Source organism: Martelella sp. (assembly GCF_984369615.1).
Genome location: NZ_CFHTCS010000035.1, coordinates 1 through 20,886, shown reverse-complemented (window position 1 = coordinate 20,886; position 20,886 = coordinate 1). Strand labels below are relative to the sequence as shown.

Annotated in this window: 18 protein-coding genes; 2 read left to right on the top strand and 16 right to left on the bottom strand. The window is 59.8% G+C overall.

Annotated features, from left to right (window positions below):
* Nucleotides 1-236 precede the first annotated feature (236 nt).
* The 3 genes from AC5DC2_RS05215 to AC5DC2_RS05205 form a co-directional block, all read right to left on the bottom strand.
* Nucleotides 237-977 (bottom strand): hypothetical protein, encoded by a 741-nt coding sequence (locus tag AC5DC2_RS05215; RefSeq protein ID WP_491697734.1) that lies wholly within the window; start codon nucleotides 975-977, stop codon nucleotides 237-239.
* 336 nt (nucleotides 978-1,313) lie between these two features.
* Nucleotides 1,314-1,616 (bottom strand): putative quinol monooxygenase, encoded by a 303-nt coding sequence (locus AC5DC2_RS05210; RefSeq protein WP_491697733.1) that lies wholly within the window; start codon nucleotides 1,614-1,616, stop codon nucleotides 1,314-1,316.
* A gap of 58 nt (nucleotides 1,617-1,674) precedes the next feature.
* The gene (locus AC5DC2_RS05205) at nucleotides 1,675-2,691 is read right to left on the bottom strand and encodes an NADP-dependent oxidoreductase (RefSeq protein ID WP_491697732.1); all 1,017 of its coding nucleotides are present in this window, start codon (nucleotides 2,689-2,691) and stop codon (nucleotides 1,675-1,677) included.
* A 91-nt stretch (nucleotides 2,692-2,782) separates the two neighbouring features.
* On the opposite strand from AC5DC2_RS05205, the gene AC5DC2_RS05200 reads away from it, so the two are divergent.
* The gene (locus AC5DC2_RS05200) at nucleotides 2,783-3,685 is read left to right on the top strand and encodes a LysR family transcriptional regulator (RefSeq protein ID WP_491697731.1); all 903 of its coding nucleotides are present in this window, start codon (nucleotides 2,783-2,785) and stop codon (nucleotides 3,683-3,685) included.
* Nucleotides 3,686-3,900: 215 nt separating this feature from the next.
* Here the strand turns inward: AC5DC2_RS05200 and AC5DC2_RS05195 are convergent, their stop codons facing one another.
* From AC5DC2_RS05195 to AC5DC2_RS05145, 11 genes are all read right to left on the bottom strand, one after another.
* Nucleotides 3,901-5,853: a putative bifunctional diguanylate cyclase/phosphodiesterase gene (locus AC5DC2_RS05195; RefSeq protein ID WP_024707118.1), complete on the bottom strand. Its 1,953-nt coding sequence runs from the start codon at nucleotides 5,851-5,853 to the stop codon at nucleotides 3,901-3,903.
* A gap of 684 nt (nucleotides 5,854-6,537) precedes the next feature.
* A complete protein-coding gene (locus AC5DC2_RS05190; RefSeq protein WP_491697730.1) occupies nucleotides 6,538-7,698 on the bottom strand; it encodes an ROK family transcriptional regulator in 1,161 nt (386 codons plus the stop codon).
* A 107-nt stretch (nucleotides 7,699-7,805) separates the two neighbouring features.
* Nucleotides 7,806-9,947 (bottom strand): beta-galactosidase, encoded by a 2,142-nt coding sequence (locus AC5DC2_RS05185; RefSeq protein ID WP_491697729.1) that lies wholly within the window; start codon nucleotides 9,945-9,947, stop codon nucleotides 7,806-7,808.
* Between the two features lie 40 nt (nucleotides 9,948-9,987).
* Nucleotides 9,988-11,124: an ABC transporter ATP-binding protein gene (locus tag AC5DC2_RS05180; RefSeq protein WP_491697735.1), complete on the bottom strand. Its 1,137-nt coding sequence runs from the start codon at nucleotides 11,122-11,124 to the stop codon at nucleotides 9,988-9,990.
* Between the two features lie 20 nt (nucleotides 11,125-11,144).
* Nucleotides 11,145-11,996, bottom strand: a complete 852-nt coding sequence (locus AC5DC2_RS05175) for a carbohydrate ABC transporter permease (RefSeq protein ID WP_024707122.1) — start codon at nucleotides 11,994-11,996, stop codon at nucleotides 11,145-11,147.
* A gap of 3 nt (nucleotides 11,997-11,999) precedes the next feature.
* Nucleotides 12,000-12,860: a carbohydrate ABC transporter permease gene (locus AC5DC2_RS05170; protein ID WP_036236312.1), complete on the bottom strand. Its 861-nt coding sequence runs from the start codon at nucleotides 12,858-12,860 to the stop codon at nucleotides 12,000-12,002.
* Between the two features lie 97 nt (nucleotides 12,861-12,957).
* On the bottom strand, nucleotides 12,958-14,205 hold the full coding sequence (locus tag AC5DC2_RS05165; protein ID WP_491697728.1) for an ABC transporter substrate-binding protein: 1,248 nt from the start codon (nucleotides 14,203-14,205) through the stop codon (nucleotides 12,958-12,960).
* 147 nt (nucleotides 14,206-14,352) lie between these two features.
* Nucleotides 14,353-14,616, bottom strand: a complete 264-nt coding sequence (locus tag AC5DC2_RS05160; protein WP_491697727.1) for a hypothetical protein — start codon at nucleotides 14,614-14,616, stop codon at nucleotides 14,353-14,355.
* A gap of 228 nt (nucleotides 14,617-14,844) precedes the next feature.
* Nucleotides 14,845-15,615 carry an SDR family NAD(P)-dependent oxidoreductase gene (locus AC5DC2_RS05155; RefSeq protein WP_491697726.1) on the bottom strand — a complete coding sequence of 257 codons (771 nt, stop codon included), beginning with the start codon at nucleotides 15,613-15,615 and terminating at the stop codon, nucleotides 14,845-14,847.
* Nucleotides 15,612-16,829 carry an SGNH/GDSL hydrolase family protein gene (locus AC5DC2_RS05150; protein ID WP_491697725.1) on the bottom strand — a complete coding sequence of 406 codons (1,218 nt, stop codon included), beginning with the start codon at nucleotides 16,827-16,829 and terminating at the stop codon, nucleotides 15,612-15,614. Before AC5DC2_RS05150 ends, AC5DC2_RS05155 begins: the two co-directional genes overlap by 4 nt.
* 1 nt (nucleotide 16,830) lies before the next feature.
* Nucleotides 16,831-18,006, bottom strand: coding sequence for an MFS transporter (locus AC5DC2_RS05145; protein WP_491697724.1), 1,176 nt, complete (start codon nucleotides 18,004-18,006; stop codon nucleotides 16,831-16,833).
* A gap of 116 nt (nucleotides 18,007-18,122) precedes the next feature.
* Here AC5DC2_RS05145 and AC5DC2_RS05140 point away from each other — a divergent pair, with 116 nt between their 5' ends.
* Nucleotides 18,123-18,944: a LysR family transcriptional regulator gene (locus tag AC5DC2_RS05140; protein ID WP_491697723.1), complete on the top strand. Its 822-nt coding sequence runs from the start codon at nucleotides 18,123-18,125 to the stop codon at nucleotides 18,942-18,944.
* Nucleotides 18,945-19,348: 404 nt separating this feature from the next.
* Here the strand turns inward: AC5DC2_RS05140 and AC5DC2_RS05135 are convergent, their stop codons facing one another.
* Nucleotides 19,349-19,828: a hypothetical protein gene (locus AC5DC2_RS05135; protein WP_491697722.1), complete on the bottom strand. Its 480-nt coding sequence runs from the start codon at nucleotides 19,826-19,828 to the stop codon at nucleotides 19,349-19,351.
* Between the two features lie 38 nt (nucleotides 19,829-19,866).
* The coding region (locus AC5DC2_RS05130; RefSeq protein WP_491697721.1) for an autotransporter outer membrane beta-barrel domain-containing protein at nucleotides 19,867-20,886 on the bottom strand (1,020 nt) is incomplete at its 5' end.

Below are 20,886 nucleotides of genomic sequence, written 5' to 3'. Positions count from 1 at the left end.
GAGGTTGAGGATGAAATACTTACCATGGGCGCGGGCGGTCTCCATGACCGCTTCCGACCCCATAGCAGCCATTGGAACCCATCGCGGCGAATGTCCGCTCTGAGTCCGAACTGTCGATTGTTGCGGCTTGTATGAATGTCCGCAATCGAGCCTGGATAAACGCCCCTTGCCACCATATTGTAAGCCGCAGTTACAGTTTGCGATTAAGCCTGCGCCGGAACCCTGAGCCACATGATCTACTCCAGAGCCTCAATCGTGATGCTCTGTTCGAGCTTTAACAGGTGGGTGTCCAGAAGATCCTCCCAAGCTTCAGCATTCGCGCCGCCTTGGCGCAGCGCCGGAGCCGTTAATCCCAGTGATGCCAAATCTTCAACCTGCAGGATCAACATCTCGTGGCGGGGGGCGTCCTCTGGCACATAGGCGAATCGTGACCAAATATAGTCCTTGGGCAGGGGAAAGCCTCGTTCATACGTGAAGGTGCGGTAACGTTCTGAATCCGTCCCCGGTAAGCCGTTGGGAACCAGCCAATGGCGACGGGCCGGATCGGCATCCACATAGAATTCCAAAGGTCCGATGCGTATCGCTCGCGGCGCTGTGGAATAGTTGTAAGCCCCTTCAATTTCAGGCAGTATCGCTTCAAATTGAACGGTGATCAGGGATCGCGTTGAGCCATCCGGGTGCGACGACGCAAACATATACTGTTCCGTTTCAGTCGTGCCATAGAGAATGAATCTATGAGCACCCAGATATTCATACTCTGGTGGAAGAGTGATGCGCGCGGATGGATGATCATAAGATGTCAGCGTGTTACCTTCGACAGTACGCTTCAAACCCTCCGTGCTTACCTCTGACGAAAACCGCCCTGGGTGGTTATAGTAGATCTTGTAGACGGCGTAGCCAACGGCGCCAGAAACCCCAAGAACAACGAGGGTCGCGGCCCTCAGAATCCATTTGTTCACTATCTTGCCCCAACTCAAGAAATGTCGCCGTGCGGCAGAAAAAAAACAGGGACCAGCTTCCCGGAATCAATGTAAAGGGCAGCCGTGATCCTTCCAAGTTTGTGACAGGTGCACAAGGCGGACACACGGCGCAGAAGACAGACCGGCAATTTCGTCCGCATAGCTACCAGATACTCGCTTTCATACACGCGACCGCTTGTCACCCCAAGCGGGACATTGAACCGATACAGGACCAGCGGCTGCTTTGGGGAAATTTCGCGGCGCGAGTGAATGACCTACTTGGGACGCGTTGCTGTCTGCCATTTCCCAGGCCGTCAGCAGCGATGCGTCCGTGGCATCACGCCTTGGCACGGGTCAGTCGTCAGCAAGGTCTCGTTCATTCGAGGCGTCGTACTTTCGAATGTCGACTTGTGATCGTCCGCTCCAACGCGCGATGAATTCCGTCGTATCTTCAGCCGCAAGATGAGCCATGAGCGCGGCCTGGTCAGCCCAACGTTCTGCGATCAGCAATCGGCCGGCGCGAGGATCATCCACCGCCGCATCATAGGAGATGTTGCCCACTCGCTGACGCGTGGCAATTGCCAGTGCCTTCAGATCAGCGACGAAATCCGCGAGATCAGCGGCATCGACATGCATGTATCCGGTTACAATCAGCATTTCGGTCTTCCTCTGGAAAAAGATCCCCTGAACTGTCATGGTCCAGGGGAGGCTTGAGTTAGTCGGCCAAAAGAACGATCTTACCCTGGATGCTTCCCCTTGAGGCTCGCTCATGCGCGGCCGCAGCCTCGGCAAGCGGAAATTGGCTGTCGATCACGATACGGACCGTTCCCTCGTCAAGAAGACGGCCAGCTTCTGCCAATTGAGCACCATTGGAGCGGACCTGTGTGGAGGACACTTTGACGCCGAGCCTTTCCGCTTCTTCCTGTCCGGTAAAGCCGAGAGGGTTCACCAGATAGAGGGCACCTCCCTTCCTGAGGACCTTGAGGAATCGCTCCATGTCGGGGCCTCCAACCGCGTCGATCACCAGATCCACATCCTGCGCGGCTGTCTCAGCGTCCTGCTTCGTGTAGTCGATCACGACATCGGCGCCGAGATCGCGCAGCAAATTCATGTGCTTGCCGGAGGCAACCGCAATGACCTGAGCGCCCTTCCACTTTGCCACCTGCACCGCCAGGTGGCCTACCCCTCCTCCGGCACCATTGACCAGCACCGTCTTGCCTTCGAGCGCCAACGGCGCATGAGCCAAGTCCTGGAAGGGGTTTGGGGCATCGTGGCCAAGCTCGACGAGGAACTGCCAGGCCGTCAGAAGCGACATCGGCGCGCCGGCCGCATGGGCATGATCGATGCCGGCCGGCTTCAGCGCCAGATCCGAAGCCGGGACATTGACAAAGTCGGCATATGCGCCGCTTCCGGTCATCAAATCATGCGGGAACCGCACCATCGCGTAGACTTCGTCACCGACTTGGAAATCCGATACGCCTTCGCCAACTGCATCGACCACACCGGAAATGTCTGTCCCAAGAATGAGCGGGAAGTCCGGGCTGGGGCGCCATTCGGGAGGAAGCGCCCGGTAGCCGTCTCTCAGATAGAGATCCGGCGGATTGAGACTTGCCGCATGCACGCGGACAATCAGTTCACCCGCCCCGGCCACTGGTTTCGGTGCCTCCTCGTAGCGCAGTACCTCGGGAGCTCCAAATTCATGCAGTCGGACTGCGTTCATGATCTCGGTCATCGAAACCTTCCTTTGTTATTGTTGCCGTTGACCGAATGTAAGTGTGTGCCATGAGATTGATAATGATGCTCAAAGTCGCTTTAATAGTGCCATGAAGGAACAAGCTGGACTTGAACGACTGACCGGCCTTATCGCCTTTGCCCGTGCTGGTTCTCTGGGAAGTTATACCGCTGCCTCGCGGTCGCTCGGGATCTCGCCTTCGGCGGTCAGCAAGAGCGTGCAGCGTCTGGAGCGGCAACTGGGTGTCTCGCTCTTTACCCGAACCACCCGTTCCCTCACTCTCACCGATGAGGGCCGCGACCTGTACGAGCGCGCACTGAAACTGTTGCGCGATGCCGAGGAGATCGAACAGGCGGCAAAGGCAGCGCGGTCGGACCCTGCCGGCACATTGCGACTTGCCACTTCCCTTCCGATCGGACTGCATGTGATCGCGCCGGTGCTGCCACGTTTTCGCGCGCTGCATCCAAAGGTGTCCATCGACCTCAGGCTGAGCGATCACCGGATCGACCTGATTGAAGAAGGGATCGACCTCGCAGTGCGGATCGGAGACCTTCCCGATTCGGGCCTCCTCTCACGGAAACTGTCGGCGCATCGCCTTTGCTGCTATGCCGCGCCGGATTATCTGGCCCAAGCAGGCGTGCCATCGCATCCCGATGACCTTCACGATCATCAGACGGTCAATCTGCGCTATCAAAACAGCGGGCAACTGTTCCGCTGGCCTTTTCGCGTCGGCGAGCGGGAAATTGAGGTCGTGCCGTCGTCTCCGATCGTGGTCGATGCGAGCGAAGCCGTCCTCGCGACCGTCTCAGCCGGAGCCGGCATCGGCATGGCGACCAGCTTCATGGCCACGCCTTGGGTCAAGCGTGGTGAGTTGGTTCCCGTCTTGTCCGATTACTCGGTCGAGCGTCACAACATCACAGCGGTCTGGCCGGAGAGCCGGCGATCCAATCCTGCAGTCCGCGCATTTCTGAATACCCTATTGGAAGGCCAATAGGCTCTGCGTTGAAGCATAGAGGTCCAATGGCCGCTTTCAGGACTTGGCACCTGAAGCCGAACATCTGATTTGGGGGCGCTTTGCGGACCGACAGAAAAGGGGCCGGCTTGTCTGGTTTTGGAAAATGATAAGCGGCAAGCTGGCATTTTTCTGCAGCCATCCTAAGCGCATCGGCGGTTTAATGCCCGCACAGAAACTGAAAATGGTGCGGGAGTCTACAGAGAAGAACCCTTAAAAACGGGAGGATTACCGGATAGGAAGCCTTCAAGGTCTTGTTCTGACATCGGAGGTGAGAATAGAAAGCCTTGGATGATTGTGCCGCCGAGCTTCTCCAGTGCCGCCAACTCTTCCTTGGTCTCAACACCTTCAATAATGCAATCCAGTTCCATATCGTGGCCGAGCGCCAGAAGCGATTTGACGATCTTGTAGCTCGCGGGTTTCTTGTGAAGATCAGTTACGAAGCTCCGGTCAATTTTGATTTTGGTAAGCGGCAAGGAATGCAGTCGCGAAAGGCTGGAATAACCGGTACCAAAGTCGTCAAGCGAGATGCCGCAGCCCAGTAGGTTGAGCGTCTCAATCGATTGTTTCATCTGCTCGAAGTCGTGCATAAAGGCCGTTTCTGTGATTTCCAGATCCAGGCGGCGCGCATCGAAGCCGCTGCCCTTGATGATGCCCACCAATGCAAGGACGCCATCATGGGAGTTCAAATCATGCACGGATAGATTGAAGGAAAGACGGATATCGTTGTGCCATTTTTTTGCGACTACCAGTGCATGTCGCAGCAAATGCTCTGTTAGGAAGCCGCTGAGGCCAGCGCGTTCTGCAATAGGAAAGAACAGAGCTGGAGAGATCTGACCCAGTATTGGATTGTTCCAGCGAGCCAATGCTTCAAACCCCAAGACGCGTTGCGTTCGGATATTAATGATAGGCTGGAAGACCACAGAGAGTTCATCTGCAAGATTTGCCAGCTTGAGCGCTTGTTCGATGCGCGAGTCATCATTGATCCGACTTTCATGCTCTGCACTGAACAGGACAGCTGCGCCTCGCCTATTCCGTTTTGCATGGTAAAGCGCGTAATCTGCGCGGTCGAACAGTTGTTCCTTGGTCGAAGCGATGTCAGGATAAACGGCGATACCCATGGACGCCGATATCCTTACCGTCGCTTCGGGCAAAATGAACGGAACAAGCAGTCGTTCCAGCAGCTTGTTGGAATTGACAACAAGGAGGTCGTCTTCGGCTGCTTCCATCACAATAATGGCAAACTCATCTCCGCCAAGACGGTATAAACGGTAGTTGGGTGGTAGTGTCGATAATCTCGCCGCCACTTCGATCAGCAGATTGTCACCAACTGAATGGCCGTAGATATCGTTGACAGGCTTGAATCCATCCAGATCCATCACACCAAGTGCCAATCGTGTTCCGTTTTCTTTCGCGGCCTCGATGCTGGTGGGCAAATGAGCAAAAAACGCACGGCGGTTGGCAAGATTGGTAAGACTGTCAAGATTTGCCAGACGCAGGTTCTCTTTGCTGAGGGCTTGCGTTTGTTGTTGCCCTATTATCATTTTCTCAAAGTTTCGGTAATTTGTCATGAGAATGACCAGCATTACGACGCAAACAAGGGCGACGTTGATAGATATAGCGATAAAGACGGGCTGCCCAACCGACGAAAAGAAGGCCACAAATGTCCCATTCACAATGCCCGTCACTAAGAGTGCGGCGGACCGCAGATGGGTCAGGCAGAAGATGCAGGAGATGACCGTGATCGCCATATAAAAGGCGACATGTGACTGGGCATAGGGATCGCCATAGGGGAACAGCGAGAGAGCCCAAGCGGAGAACGTGATAGCCAGAATGGCGGCGATGCGGTTGGTTTGTTTCAGAGCGGCTTGCGCGGCTTCAAGACTTGGATATGTGTTCCTCACTTTCCACCAGAACACAATACGGGTGCCAGCAGTCACGGTGAACGCTGTTGGTATCAGCATCGTCAGCCAAATTGGTGCTTCAGCCATATGTGTGATAGCAAGCGCCCAGGTGTTGGCAATGAGTATCAGGTACATCATGGGCATTTGGCGGGCGAACGATTGGTATTGAGCTTGGAGAAGCTCAGGATTATCGGACCGAACCGCCATAAACCGGCTGGCCTTATCCCAGTATTTTTTTATCGTCATTGCAGTGTTCCGCCTGATCGAGCTCCACACAATTGTCCAGTCGTTTCATGAGTTATGGTGCTCGACTTCAAAAATATAATACGCCCGTCTTAGAACGTATCTGCAAAACGCATTTGTCAAAGTTATGCGGCGTCATTCCGGCGCCTTATACTAAATATACATTTTAAATAATTCTACAACTGACCGGCTCCCCCGAAACGCACCGGGCGACCGCCTACAGTCCAAGGACATTCTTGTGCTGAACCCCAGCGAAGTGATCAGGGTGCGAATTGAAGAGTTCTGCTAGAAATGGGCTGGTTTGAAGGTGCATCTGCACATAGCAGTATAGCATCGCTACGATCCGACCTTGGTCGGCTCGGACCTCCCGTTCGCCTGCTGCTCATCTTTGCTGTGCAGCGTCCCCAAACCGCCCTCAACGGTCATTCGCACATCGTGCAATGAACGGCAGCTTTGCGTGTCGGGTCAGCAATCTCTGAACGACCGAAATGGGCGTGCACTGCCGACCGGCAGAAACGGGGCCGCTGCCTGATCGTCCGGTTATGGAAGATCCAGTGGCAAAAATGCCGTTCATTAGTCGTCACCCGCGCAACAAAACTGAGCCGCGGTGGGAGAGCCTTATGAAATGCGTTTCTTTGCTTCATCAATATCTTGGTTTCGCTACGGGTGCGGAAGCCTTTCAGATACTCAGGAGGTCGGATAGGGATCCTTGAAGACGTGCTGGATGGCGACTGCGGCGGCACCTGCCGTCCAGTAGAAGCTGGTATCGTCCGGCACGATGCGCGGGCCCTGTTCGCGGTAGTAGAAATGATCGAGCGCGGCCTGCATCGGCACGAGAAAGGCCTCGCCGAATGCCGTGCTTTCGCCGCCAAGAACGATTAGCTCGGGATCGACGACGGTAACCCAGTTGGCAAGATATCGACCGATGACGGCGCCGGCCTCTGCAACGAGCGCCTGCGCTTCCTGATCGGCATTCTGCAACGCCTCGCAAAGCGAGGACTTGCGGCCCTCTTTGCTCCAGCGCTCCTCGAGTGCCGTTGCGGCGTAGAAGGTCTGGAGGCAGCCGCGCCGGCCGCACTCGCAGAACGGCCCGCCGTCTTGATGAAAAACATGCCCCACCTTGCCCGCGTTTCCCAGGCTGCCACGCCAGACCTGACCATCGATGATCGAGGCGCAGCCGATACCCTCGCCGACGGCCAGCGCGCAGAAGGATCCGAGGTTCTGTCCGATGCCGAACAGGGCGTGCGCCAGCCCGTAGGCCAAGGTGTCGTCTTCGATGAATACCGGAAGGTTGAGCGCTTCACGCATCATCGGACCAATCGGAACATCGCGCCAGCCGAGACGGTGGGAGCGGATACAGATACCCTCGTCCGGATCGACCCTTGCGGGGAGGCTGAGGCCGACGCCGAGGATCGGGCGTCTCGGTCCCTTCTGGCGGCTGACGACTTCATCGACAATCTGTCGCGCGTGGGCGACAACAGTGGCCGGGTTCCCGTCAGGAAGATCGATGGAGAGCCTGTCCAGCGATCCCATGGCAATATCGGTCAGAAGACAGTCGAGACGCCGACTGCTGATCTTGAGGCCGATCGCCAGATGGCCGTTCTCATTCAGCCTGAGCGGTACCGGGCGACGGCCCGACCGGCTATCACGGGGTTTTTCCTCGACAAGATAACCTTCGTCGAGAAGTTCGCGGATCACAAAACCGACAACTGCGGCCGACAGTCCCGTCTGCGCCGCGATGTCCGCCCGGCTGAGGCCATCGGACCGGCGGATGATGTTCAAAATCATCTGCCTGTTGATCGCCCGCCCGGTTTTCTGGTCGATCTTCTGTGTCTCGCGGCGGTTCATCTCTCAATGGCATCCATTTCAACAAGGGCGGCCGCAGCAAAGGGCTGCGACCGCAAATCGGACCGTGCCGCAGTCGCGCGGCGCGGTATTGATCGCTATAGCCTATTTCACGGCTGCAGAACAGAAACCCCATAGGCCCCAAGTTCGAGTGTGCCGGAATGGCTGGTGCCGGTCAGAAGATCTGTCGCCGGCGCGGCAAGCGTAACGCTGGCCGGCTCGTCGGTCGTGTTCAGGATGAACAACAGCCGCTCTCCGTTGGCACCGATGCGTTCGGTTACTTCAACGGTTTCGGGCGCGTCCGGCAGAAGCGGCAGAACACCATCGTCGCGCAACAGATCCGCCAACCTTTCGGTCAGTTCGTCGGTCAGATAGGTTCCGGCATAGATGGCCTTGCCCTTGCCGATCCGACGCATCGTAACGGCGGGCTCGCCATCGAGGAAGCGATTGCCCCAGGACATCAGGGCTTCCACGTCGTCTTCTACGATCAGCTTCTCGTAGAGGTGACTTGCCGGAAAAGTTGTGTTGCCATGGCGCAGAAGATAGCGACGACCGGCCGAGCAGGCGGGCAGGCGTTTAACGCCCGAAGCCCTGAAGCCGGCGTCGGTCCCCGGCGGCTCGAACAGACCGTCGCTTTCAGGTGCAGCGATCCGGCCGAACTCCTCGACCCGAACGCCGAGCAGGTCGGCAAGGCCGTTTGCGGGCGCGAGTTCGCGATGGATATGGTTGTCGCGGGTGCGCGTTCCCGTCATCGCCGAAACGATCAGGGTTCCGCCATTTTCGACGAAACGCCGGACATTCTCGGTCCAGGCATCGTCCCACATCAGGAAATGCGGAACATAGAGCGCTTTCAGGCGGGAGAGATCATCGGACGGATGAATGAAGCCCGTGGCAACATGGCGGTGGTAGAGGGTCCGGTGCAGGAGGAGGCCGTCTTCCAGAGGTGAGGGCAGGCCCATCGGATACGTGCGGTAGGCTTCCTGATTATCGAAATCGGCGCCGGCGATGCCGACATCCATGCGGACGCTGGAGCCGAGCAAATGCTTTTCGATGGCGGCGATATCGCCGGCGAACTGCTTTGCCTCCTCGTAGCGGCGGCGCGGGACATCGTCGTGATCGATGATGCCCATCCAGTAGATTTCCGCGCCGAAATGCGCCGGACGCCAGCGGAAGAACATCAGGCTGTCGGCCCCGCGCGCGACCGAACTCATGGCCATGCGCCGCATCTCGCCGGGCTCCGGCGTCATGGTCGAGAACGTCGGCTGGCTGCCGAAGCCGGAGGCCTGTTCAGGCACGATGAAATTGCCGCTATAGGCGCGGCAGATATCGAGCTGCAGCGCCTGGGTATAGGCATGGCCACCCGTGCGTCGCATTTCGTCATAGAGCATCGGGTAGATGTCGAAGCCGATGAAGTCGAGATCCTCGCCGAACTGGCCGCGGAAATCGATGTCTTCCAGCTGCCCAAGATTGTGAAACACGAACCAGTCCGGATTGGCGGCGCGCAGGATCTCGACCTGATCGTGCTGGAAGGCGGCCGTCGCATCGGCGAGGAAGCGGTGATAGTCCTGACGGTGGCCGGGCGACACATGGCCGGGCGCCATCGGCAGCGGCAATACGACCTGATCGAAATTATCGTAATGGGTGGCCCAGAAATCGCCGCCCCAGGCGGCGTTCAGCGCGTCGATCGTCTTGTAGCGCAGATGACACCATTTGCGGAATTCGGCAGCACAGCTTTCCGAAAAGCTCAGCGACGTCGTGGTGTTGAGCTCGTTGTCGGTCTGCCAGCCGATGACATCCGGCTTGTCTCTGTAGTGTTCTGCCATCGCGCGGGTGATCCGGCGGGAATGGTCTCTCAGCACCGGGCTGGTGGTGTCTGCGTGCTGGCGCGAGCCATGGCTTGCCTGCCGTCCGTTTTCGTCGACGCGCAATATTTCGGGATGCGCCATCGTCAGCCAGCGCGGCGGCGTTGCCGTCGGCGTGCAGAGGATGGTCTTGATGCCGTGGCGGGCAAGCACCGCGATGGCGCGGTCGAACAGATCGAAATCGAAATGGCCCTGATAGGGTTCCCAGATATGCCAGGCGAACTCGCCCATGCGCACGGCGTTGAAGCCGGCTGCTGCCATGCGTTCGGCATCTCGCTCCCAATAGCTCTCGTCCACATGTTCGGGATAATGTGGGACACCGATGATGAAGCGGTCGATATTGATCGGACGCCACACCGATAGCGGCGCGGGATTGTTCTTCTTCTTCATGACGAAACCTTCAGAATAGTTTCAATGCGGGGAGGCGCCATCAGGCGCCGATGGTTTTCTCGGTGGTCAGCGTCTGGCCGTCAGGGCCGAAGAGGTAGGCGCTAGTGGTATCGAAGCCGAATGTCACCCTGCTGGCTTCGGCCGGAATGTCGCCTTGTCCGGCAAGCAGTGTCACGTCGGAGGTGCCGGTATCGGATCCAACGGTCTTCAAGGCACCGGCATCGGCGTAGAGCACGGTTTCCCGGCCCAATTGCTCCGAAAGACGGATCTTTGCCTGTGCTTGGATCTCGTGATCGTCGGACAAGCGAAGATGCTCCGGCCGAACACCGACGGCCACAGTGGCGTTCTGCTTCAGGCCGTGGCCTTCGCGGATATTCCCGAAGGAAAGCGGCGGTAACCCTTCCACATCAACGACCACACGTCTGTCTTCAACGTTCGTAATCTTTCCCTCGAAAAAGTTCATACGGGGTGAACCAAGGAAGGATGCCACGAAGCGGTTCGCCGGGTTGTGGTAAAGCCCGAGCGGTGTGCCCACCTGTTCGATCACGCCGGCGCGCAGCACGACAATCCGGTCGGCCATCGTCATCGCCTCGATCTGATCGTGGGTCACATAGATCATCGTGGCGTTTAAGTCCTTGTGCAGCGTTGCGAGCTCAACGCGCATCTGTGTTCTCAGTGCCGCGTCGAGGTTGGACAGTGGCTCGTCGAACAGGAAGACATGGGGCTCGCGGGTAATCGCCCTGCCGATCGCGACGCGCTGACGCTGGCCGCCGGAAAGCTGGGCCGGCTTCTTTTCCAGCAGTTCCTCGATACGGAGGATCTTTGCCGCGCGCTGAACGGCGGCCTCGATCTCATCGGCCGGACGTTTCATGATCCTGAGCCCGAAGCCCATATTCTGCCGCACCGTCATATGCGGATAGAGTGCGTAGGACTGGAACACCATGGCGATGCCGCGATCACCTGGCTCCTCGCGGGTCACGTCGCGCCCGGCGATGTCGATCGTGCCGTTGGTGACCTCTTCTAGTCCGGCGATGGTTTTCAGCAGCGTGGACTTGCCGCATCCGGACGGGCCGACCATGACGACGAACTCGCCCGGCACAATATCGAGATCGATATTTTTCAGGGCGTGAAACGGGCCATAATGCTTGTTGACGTTCTTCAGTGTGACGTTGGACATCTTCAAAATTCCTTTCGGCCTCAACCCTTGACCGCGCCCATAGTCAGGCCGGAGACGAAATGCTTCTGCATCAGGAAGAACATCAGCACGGGGGGGATGGCGACAAACAGTGTTGCGGCGGAAATCACGTTCCAGGCGGAAATCCATTCGCCGCGCAGGTTGGCGAGACCGGCGGTCACGGGTTTGACAGCGTCGGTCTGGGTCAGAACGATCGCCCAGAAATAGTCATTCCAGATGAAGGTGAAGAGCAGGATTGCCAGCGCCGCTAGCGCGGGCCGGACAAGTGGCACGACGATGATCCTCAGTATCTGCATCGGGGAGGCGCCCTCCGCGCGGGCTGCCTGGAAAAGCTCTCCCGGCAGCGCCGCGATGAAATTGCGCATGAACAGCGTGGCAAAGCCGAGCTGGAAAGAGACGTGAAACAGGATCAGCGCGCCGTAAGTGTCGTAGAGGCCGAGCGAGACCATCAGGTCGCGCACGGGGATCATGAATACCTGATAGGGCATGAAATTGCCGGCGATGAAAGCCGCGAACAGCAGCGTCGAGCCTGCGAACTTGTGACGGGACAGAACAAACCCGGTCATCGTCGAAAGCGCGAGCACGAGGACCACCGACGGGATGGTGATGATCAGGCTGTTGCGGAAATAGACCAGCATGTCGGTCTGCTGGAAGATCGCCGCATAGTTTTCGAGGATGTTGAACTTGGTCGGCCAGCCCCAGTAATTGCCGGCCATGATGTCGTCGAAGGTCCGGAAGGACGTCATGATGATCGCCGCGACAGGCAAAAGCCAGATGGCGAGCACGGCCCAGACGCCGGTCATATAGAGAATACGGCTCTTGCGGTGCGACGGAGGAATAGGTTTCGGATACATCGCTCAAGCCCCGTTTTCGTTTTTCAGAAGGTTTGCGAGATACCAGACGATAAAGATCAGCATGATCGCGAACAGCACCGTGGCGATGGCCGCGCCGTATCCGTAGCGATAGGAAAACAGCGATTCCTCATACATCTGATAGGCCAGCACGCTGGAGGAACCGAACGGGCCGCCCGAGGTCATCACCGATATGATGTCGAAGGAGCGAAGCGCGCCGATCATCGAGATCGCGATGGCGATGAAACTGACCTGTTTGAGCTGCGGCAACACGACATGACGCAACATCTGCCAGCCGCGGGCATTGTCGACGCGCCCGGCGCCGATAATCTCGGAATCGAGATTGTTGAGGCCCGCCAGGAACAGCACCAGACAAAACGCAACTTGCGGCCAGAGCCCGGCAAAGACGACGGCAAAGGTCACGTATCGCTCGCTCGAAAGAAGGGCGGGCGCTTCGGCGCCGAAGAGACCGAAAATCTTTGCCAAAATGCCGAATGTCGGGTCATAGAACCAGCTGAAGATGACACCCACCGTCACCAGCGAGAGCACCAGCGGCATGAAGAACAGCGATTTGGCGAACCGCATGCCGGCGATTTTCTGGTTCACCAGAAGAGCGATTGCGAGGCCGAGTGGCGGTGCGAGCAGGAACACGACCAGCCAGATGGCATTGTTCTTGAGCGACATCCAGAACTGCGGGTCCGTCCACAATTCCCGGTAATTCGCCAGTCCGACATAGACGGCGGTACCGAAACCGTCCCACTCGTGCAGCGAAATCCAGAAGGTCCTGAACGCTGAAAAAACGATGACGCCAAAGAACAGGATCAGCCCGGGCGCGAGAAGAAGAGCGGGCGTCCACCGCTCAAGCATTTTCTGACGAGGCGTTGTCAAGAAAGCCTCCCTTTTTCCATGAAGAATGCAGCCGGAGGCGGCGGCCGGGAGAGAAGGTGGCCGCCGCCTCCGGTTTTCAGAGTGCGCCGTATGCGCGTTCGCGGGCGCGCTCGATTTGCGGGAGGATACGGTCGACTCTGTCCGGATGGACCATGAATTCCTGAAAACCCTTCAGACCCGCCTGAGCGACATCCGGGCTGGTGTCGCGGTCGTAATATTGCGCTGTGCCCTCGACCTTCTTCAGCGCGTTGGTCGCCATGGCGACAATTGGATCGCTGGTGAGATCGACGTCCGTGCGGGCCGGCACATTGCCTTCCGGCTCCACATAGGCCTTCAGGTTTTCCGGCTGATAGAAATAGGCGAGGAATTCGCGCGCGACTTCAGGATGCGGCGCGCCGGAAGGAATATGGACAGAATCGACCGAAAAATCCTCGAAACGGCCGACCGAAGGATCGACGGTCGGGAAAAGCTGGAAGCGGACCTGGTCGAGCTCGTCTTCTGGGAAGGCCTGCTTGATGAAGAGACCGAGATCCATCATGCCCGCGCGCTTTTGAACCAGAGCGGTGGCGGCCTGTTCCCAAGCGTAGGAGGTTGCGTTCTGGGTGAACAGCCCCGCGTTCACAGCTTCCGCCCATGTGTCCATGACTTTGACGACGCGGGCGTCAGTATAGGAGACCTTGCCCTCCATCAGGGCCTGGTGGAATTCGAGACCGTTGATGCGCAGGTTGAAATGGTCGAACAGGCCGGCGGCCGGCCACATGTTCTTGGTTCCGATCGTGATCGGCGTCAGTCCTTCCGCTTTGGATTTCTCGCCGAAAGCCAGCAGGTCCTGGAAGGTTTCCGGCGGAGTCAGCCCATGTTCGTCGAACGTATCCTGGCGGTAAAAAAGCCCCCAGAGGATGCCGGATGTCGGCAGGCCGTATTGTTTGCCGCCAACCGTAACCGCGCTCATGGACGGCACGACGGACTTCCAACCTTCCCGATCCACCAGATCGGAAATGTCGTCGAACAGGCCGCGTTCGACGAAGCCACGCATACGCTCACCGGAAAACCAGAAGCAGATGTCCGGCGGGCTTGCCACAAGGTAGTTGCGGATCGCGGTCTTGTGGGCCTCGTGATCCATATTGTTGACCGAGACCTTGACGCCGGCGGCCTTGCCGAAATCGGCGGCGATCTTTTCGAGCGCTGCGCGCTGCCTCGGATTTCCCCGGTTCGAAATCATCACCAGTTCGCGCGACTGCGCGATCGCCGGCATCGATAACGAGACCGAGGCGGCTGCCGTCGTGGCAAGAAATGAACGTCGTGTGAGTGTGAAATGCGCCATATCTGAACCTCCCTTTGGCTGAACTGATCATGCACATCACAAAACCCCTCGTCAAATTAATTTATTAAATAAATGAAATTGAAGATCTCCCGATTGATGCCTGAGCCGAGCTTTTGTTCGACCGTCTCTGGCTGTTCGCACGGGTTCCTATTCATTGTGATCAGCATTATTCTCTGTCTTGTTGGAGAAAACTGTCCTGAGGGCCTCCGCTTCTGCGGGCAGAAGAAAGAAAGCCTCAGCCTCCGAAGCGGAGACGTGCAGCTGACTGACCGGAAAGGGGCCGGAATGAGATGAATGGCGGCTTTCGGAAACGAGCCCGGCGAAGCGGTCACTCGCGCTTTTTGGGCGGGTAGTCGATTTCGGCCCAAAGCCGACGTTCGCCACCGGTTCAGGATGCTGCAACGCGGCCATTCGAAGCCGCCTTTCGCTGTGGGTGCAAGCCTCGGCGCGGGTCGAAGCTCCCCACTGCATTGCAAAGCCACCTTGGATCCCGAAAGCAAAGTGCATCCAGCGGAGGGAAGGCAACCACTTTGCGTCTTGGAATCCTTTTGGCAAAAATGCGGAGCCAATTGCCATGGCGCTGGAGTTTGACCGGACCCGTTCCGGCCGTCTTTCCGAGAGCGATCAGTTGGCGTGGTGTCATAAAGTCTCGACCACTCCGCCGTCGACCCTCAGGCTTGCGCCTGTGGTTGCCGACGCCTGAGGAGCGCAGGCATAGACGATCATATGGGCGACCTCCTCGACACTCGCGGCGCGTCGGATGATCGAACCGGGGCGGGCCTCCATGACAAACTCCGTGGCGACTTCCTCGATGGTGCGGCCCGATTGCGCCACGCGGCCGGCCAGCATATCGCGCAAGCCGTCGCTCAGCGTCGGGCCGGGTAGGACCGAATTCACCGTCACGCCCGTCCCTGCGAGCCGCTTGGCCAGTCCCCGCGCCAGCGCCACATCCGCCGCCTTGCTCACACCGTAGTGGATCATCTCGGACGGGATGTTGAAGGACGACTCCGAGCCGAGCATGACGATGCGTCCCCAGCCCTTCGCGATCATTGCTGGGGCCAGCGCGCGACTGAGACGCATCGCACTCATGACGTTCACCTGCCAGTGGCGCTCCCATTCCGCGTCGTTTGTCTCGAAGTAGTCGCCTGGGGCAAAGATACCGGCGTTGTTGACGAGGATATCGACCTCTCCGGCACCATCGGCCAGACGGGCGCAGCCGTCTGCCGTCCCGAGGTCGGCCGCAGCGCCGTGCATGCCGAGCGCACCGGCCAGCTCGGTGACCTCTTCCGGATTCCGACCGTGAAGTATGACACTGGCGCCTGCCGCGGCCAGTCCTTTTGCCGTGGCGAGGCCAATCCCCTTGGTCGAGCCGGTAACAAGTGCGGTCTTGCCGTGAAGATCTATGTTCATCGGTCTTGTCCTTTCAGAAGAGTTGCGGAGACGGCGTCGGCCATGGCGCGGTTGCCTTGCGCGCCGGGGTGAAGGCGATCGCCGCTGTCGTGGTCCGGGTTCAGGCGCGCGTCATCCTCCGGGGCGCTCAGCACCCGGTCGAAATCCACGAGCCCATCGTGGAAATCCGCTTCGCGCAACCAGTCGTTCAGCGCCCGGCGCAGGGCGTCCTTTTCGGGAGACCAGTAGGTCGCCTCCATCGGCGTGCCCGGCAGCGCGCCCTCAAAGGGCGGAACAGTTCCGAGGATCAGTTGCATACCTTGCGCGTGCACACGGGCCGCGACCTGCAGGAACCCGGCCTGAAGGCGCTCAAGACGCATCGGCGCCTCGTCCGGGGAAAACGGCGTACCCGGCCAGGCGATATCATTGGTCCCGATGAGCAGCACCAACGTATCCGCCGACGGCAGCGCGAGCACATCCTGTCCGAGGCGTGCCAGGACGCTGCAGCCCATGCCGTCACTCAGCAGTCGTCCGCCAGAGATGCCTGCGTTCACCACCGCGATGTCCTTCAACGAAAGGGTGCTGGCCAGGAAGTCGGGCCAGCGCGCCATGGCATCCATCGGGGCGCCATTGCCGTCGGTGATTGAATCTCCCATGGCGACAACCACCTGCCGCGCGGGGCGATCTGACAGCACCGCGCTGAGGGTCAGCCGCGCCGGGATCTCGGACAGCACCTTCGGGGCCTGCTCGTCCGCGTCGATCACGTAGCTCGTCTCGCGGGCGTCCCAGTGGAAATCCTGCGCAACAGCGTCCGGCCCGAAGGTCAGCGTGACGGCAACGCGATCCCCGGCCTCGGCCGCAAAAGGCACTGGGTCCGACACGAGAACTGCCCCCGGCGCAATGACGGCATCGTGCCTGCCGCCGAAGAGCACCTGTTGCGGGGCCTCGACACCTGCTGCGCCGCGACTGCGCGCCAGAGTTGCCGCATCGACCGGAAGGGGCTGGTTGCCGTGAATATTGGACAGTACCAGCCTTATCCTCCCGGCCGGAAAGCCAAGCGTCAGGGGTTGGCGGATCGTCGCACCGGCGATGCTATCTGGAAGGCCAGTCTCGAAAACAGAGGTGTCAGCCCAGACCGCTTGCGGGCTGGCCATCCAGGCTGGCGTCCAGCTTTCGGCCAACGCAGGGGCGGCGAGACTCAGTGTCAGAATTGTTGCCGGGAAAAGAGAGCGCATGTCAGGTCCTTTCGGGAATGAAGGCCAGGGCCAGGGCGGTCAGTGGCAGGAGGGCCGCAAGAAGCGGGAGGGAGGGCAGACCAAGACTCGCAGCGAGGGCCAAGCCTCCAAGCCATGCGCCGATGGCATTGCCGAGGTTGAAGGCGGAGATGTTGAGGGTGGCCCCGAGCGTATCGGCGCCATCGGGGCTGCGCGCCATCATGTGGGATTGCAGTGGGGCGAGCGTGGCAAATGCCAGCAGCCCGAGCAGCACCATCGCGAGGGCCGCAAGCGACGGCAGGGACAAGGCCAGACGCAGCGCCAGAAGTCCCGCGGCGAGACCTGCCAGAACCACCCGAACCGACGCACCTGGCCAGCGATCCGCCAGCCATCCGCCCGCGAGATTGCCACCGAAGACCCCCAATCCGAAGAGCAGCAGGTACAGCGCCACGCGCTCATCAGGCACGCCGGCCACATCGGTCAGCAGCGGGGTGATATAGGTGAAGACCATGAAGACGCCCGCGTAGCCCAGGGCCGTCATCGTGAGCGCCCGCCGCGGCGCCGGCCGCAGGAACAGCGCAAGCTGCCGCAGCTTCAGCGGTGTGCCAGCGTCGGTCTGCGGCACGAAGGCGGCGATTGCGGCCAAGGCCAGCACCCCGATGCCCGCCACGGCCCAGAAGGTGGCGCGCCAGCCGAAAATCTGGCCCAGCCATGTGCCGAAGGGTAGGCCCAGCACCGTGGCAAGCGTCAGCCCGGTAAAGACAGTGGCGATGGCCGAGGCCTTGCGATGGGGCGGCACGATCGCCTGCGCAACGACAGACCCTGTCCCGAAAAAGGTGCCATGGGCGAAACCGGTGATCACCCGCGCCGTCAGGGCAAGTCCGAAGCCAGGAGCGAGGGCGCAGAGCAGGTTCCCGGCAGTGAATATGGTCATGACCAGCATCAGCACGGCCCGGTGCGGCAGGCGGCTCGCCGCGACTGCCAGCAGCGGGCCGCCTAAGGTGACGCCAAGCGCATAGCCGGTGATCAGCTGCCCTGCGGAGGGCAGGCTGACGCCGAAATCCTGCGCCACCTGCGGGAGCAGCCCCATGATGATGAACTCCGTGAGGCCGATGCCGAAGGCTCCGATCCCGAGAGCAATGAGAGGGGGCGTTCGCGCGGATGTCCCCGCCTTGTCCGCTTGTAGTGAAAGGTCCACCTGGCTGTCTCCTTATGATGCGCGGTGCGGCTGGGGAGAGACTGACAGGTCAGAACTTGTGATATAACTAGCTAAATGATAACAAATCTTATTCCTTCAATTCACAGGTTGTGCCGATGCGGGAAATCAATCGCCTACAGGAAATGGAAGTGTTTCTGGCCGTCGTCGACGAGGGCAGCTTTTCCGCCGCCGCGCTGGTCCGCAGGATGACACCTTCTGCCGTGTCCAAGACGATGTCACGTCTCGAGCAGCGGCTGGGGGCCATGCTGGTGCGTCGCACCACGCGCAGCATCGCAATCACCGAAGAAGGCGAGGCCTTCGCGCGCTCGGCCCGCAGTATCCTTGCCGCTCTCGATCAGGCCGAGCGGGAAGTCGGCTGCGGTCCGGTGGCTGGGACGGTGCGCATCGCGACCAGCGCCGCCTATGCAAACCACATTCTTGCACCGATCCTGCCTGTGCTCCTGCGTGAGCACCCGGAACTCGAAGTGGAGCTGCTGATCGGGGATGGCCTGATCGACATGGGCGGGCGGCCGGTCGACCTTGGCATCAGGGCCGGACCGCTGCCGGACTCCGCGATGCGGGCCCGGTCGCTCGGGGTCAGCGAGATTGTCGCCGTGCGGGCTCCGGACGCGCCCGCCGACACCTTGGGGTTCGCCTATGCCCGCCGCGATCCGATCTGGCGCGACACCAGCGCGCGCCTGCGTGCGACAGACGGTAATACGCTGGCCGCCCTGGCACAGCATGGCAATGGTGCCGCACGCGTGGGCCGGTTCCTCGTCCGGGACGACCTTGCCTCAGGCCGCTTGCAGCTTGTCCCGGAGGCGCAACTCGCCCACGAAGAATTCCACATCGTCTACCTCGGGAAATCGGCCGCGCTGCCCCCCCGCGTCTCCACTGTCATCGACTACCTCGTCCGCAAAGGCCGGGTTGATAGCTAGCGCTACGGCCGCCGCTATTGGCAATAAAGGATTCGGAGCCGTTTTGCGGCGATGCAGAACACTCCTCGATTGTGGACTGCTCTAGATGACGGCTTCCATCTTGGTTGAGTGTTCGGATTGTCGCCGCAGCGAAGGTCGGCTCCCCGCCGTCGATAGGTCTCCGAACATTGCGCAACGAATGGCAGCTTTACAGATAGCGCCGGGTTTCTTCGAATGACCGAAATGGAAGCGCTCTCCGGACCGGCAGAAACGGGGCCGTAACCTGTCAGGCAGGTTTCCGAATGGCAAGACGGCAAAGCGGACATTGACCTACATTGCGTAAGGCGGCACTCTCGATCCTGATCTGTCGTTCGCCAAGGCTGGCTCTGATCAACGAGTCCTGAGCCTAGGTGTGCCAATCGAAATCAGTCTCGAACCATCACAAAGCGGATGTCGTCCTTGGTGCTGCCGTAGACGCGGTCGCGGTAGGAATCGATGGGCAGGTCGAACGAGCCGATATTGGGCGTCGCGATGGCGGACAGGATGATCGTGCGGCCCTTGCGTTCCCAGCCATTGATGCGGCTGACGCCGTTGATGCTGCCGAGACCCTCGACCAGGTTGCAGGCGAACGTGCTGACGCGGCCCTTGTGCGGGTCGAAGGCGCTCGCCTTGAATTCGATCGAGCAGTTGCGTTTCGTCGGACCGATTGCCGGGTACATTTTCCATTTCCCCACAACCGAGTCCTTCATCTCCTTTTGCGCGGCCGCAGTCGACTGGTAGCCGGGCGCGGTCGAGACCGATGGCACGGAACCGTCCGATACCTCGCAGCCGGTCAAGCCGGCGACAATCAGAAGACCTACCCCGGCCAGGATTGGCGAGGCGACGTGAGAATGAGCGCGTTTCATGACATTGTTTCCCCTGTTTTGAGCTTGCACGTGGTTCTCTAGAATTTGAGGCTGGCATTGGCGGAAAAGATCTGGCTGATGAGATTGTCCCTGAGTTCCGCCTCGTAGCTTGCACCAAAGGTGAAACGATCCGACGCGATGGCATTGACGGAAACGCGGCCGATAAAGGCGTTGCGCCCGATATCCGCGCCGGATATGTCAAAGCCGCTGCCGAAGATCGCGAGGCTTGAGGACCGGTCCAGATCGCCGAAATCATGGCGCCAGCCTGCGCTCAACACCGGCTCCAGCTTCAGCCCGTTGTCGAACGCAAAGCGATGCGAGGCGGACAGGGTCAGCGTGGTCTGCGTTTCGGAAAAGGTTTCATCCGGCAATGACAGCGCGAAAAGGCTGCCCGTCTCGGCCATGGCATCGCGGTGGAAGCCGCGATAGCCGAGCGTGGCGGATGGTGTCAGCGTCAGCGCCTCCATTTCGAACTCCTGAAAGGCAGTGGCCTCGGCAAAGCCGCCCATGCCGTGGCCCGAGGCGTTGGCCATAGCGGCATAATTGCCGAGCGTGGTCAGCCGGCTGGTTGAAAGGTCGCCATAGGAAAGCCCGCCGTGCACAGCCACGGTCGGGCCGGCGGTTTCAAACGTGGCATAGGCCGCGGCCTGGTAGGTGCCGATATTGCCGTCGCCGTTCGCATTTGCCGAGATGTCGGCATATTCATAGGAGCCCGCGACGCCGGCAATGGTCTGCCCGAAATGCCAGTCGATGCCGAACGCGCCATTGTTGGCGTTCACGTCATAGCCGGAGATCGCACCGGATGAACCCACGTCCGTATGGGCGTGATTGCCGCTGACCCAGACCTCGCCGGCGCCATAGGGTGTTCCCGTCTCGGAGAGCCATCCGGTGGCAAGCCCCATCTGGCGCTCTTCGATGCGGTCGGCGAAGCGGCCAATGGCGCGGACGGCGCTGGTGCCCATCTCGGCATGGATCTGGCCCGTCAGCGACGAAAGCCCGCCGGCAAGCGCCTCGATGTCGGCTGCATAAAGCGCGTTGAAACTTTCATTATAGGCGGG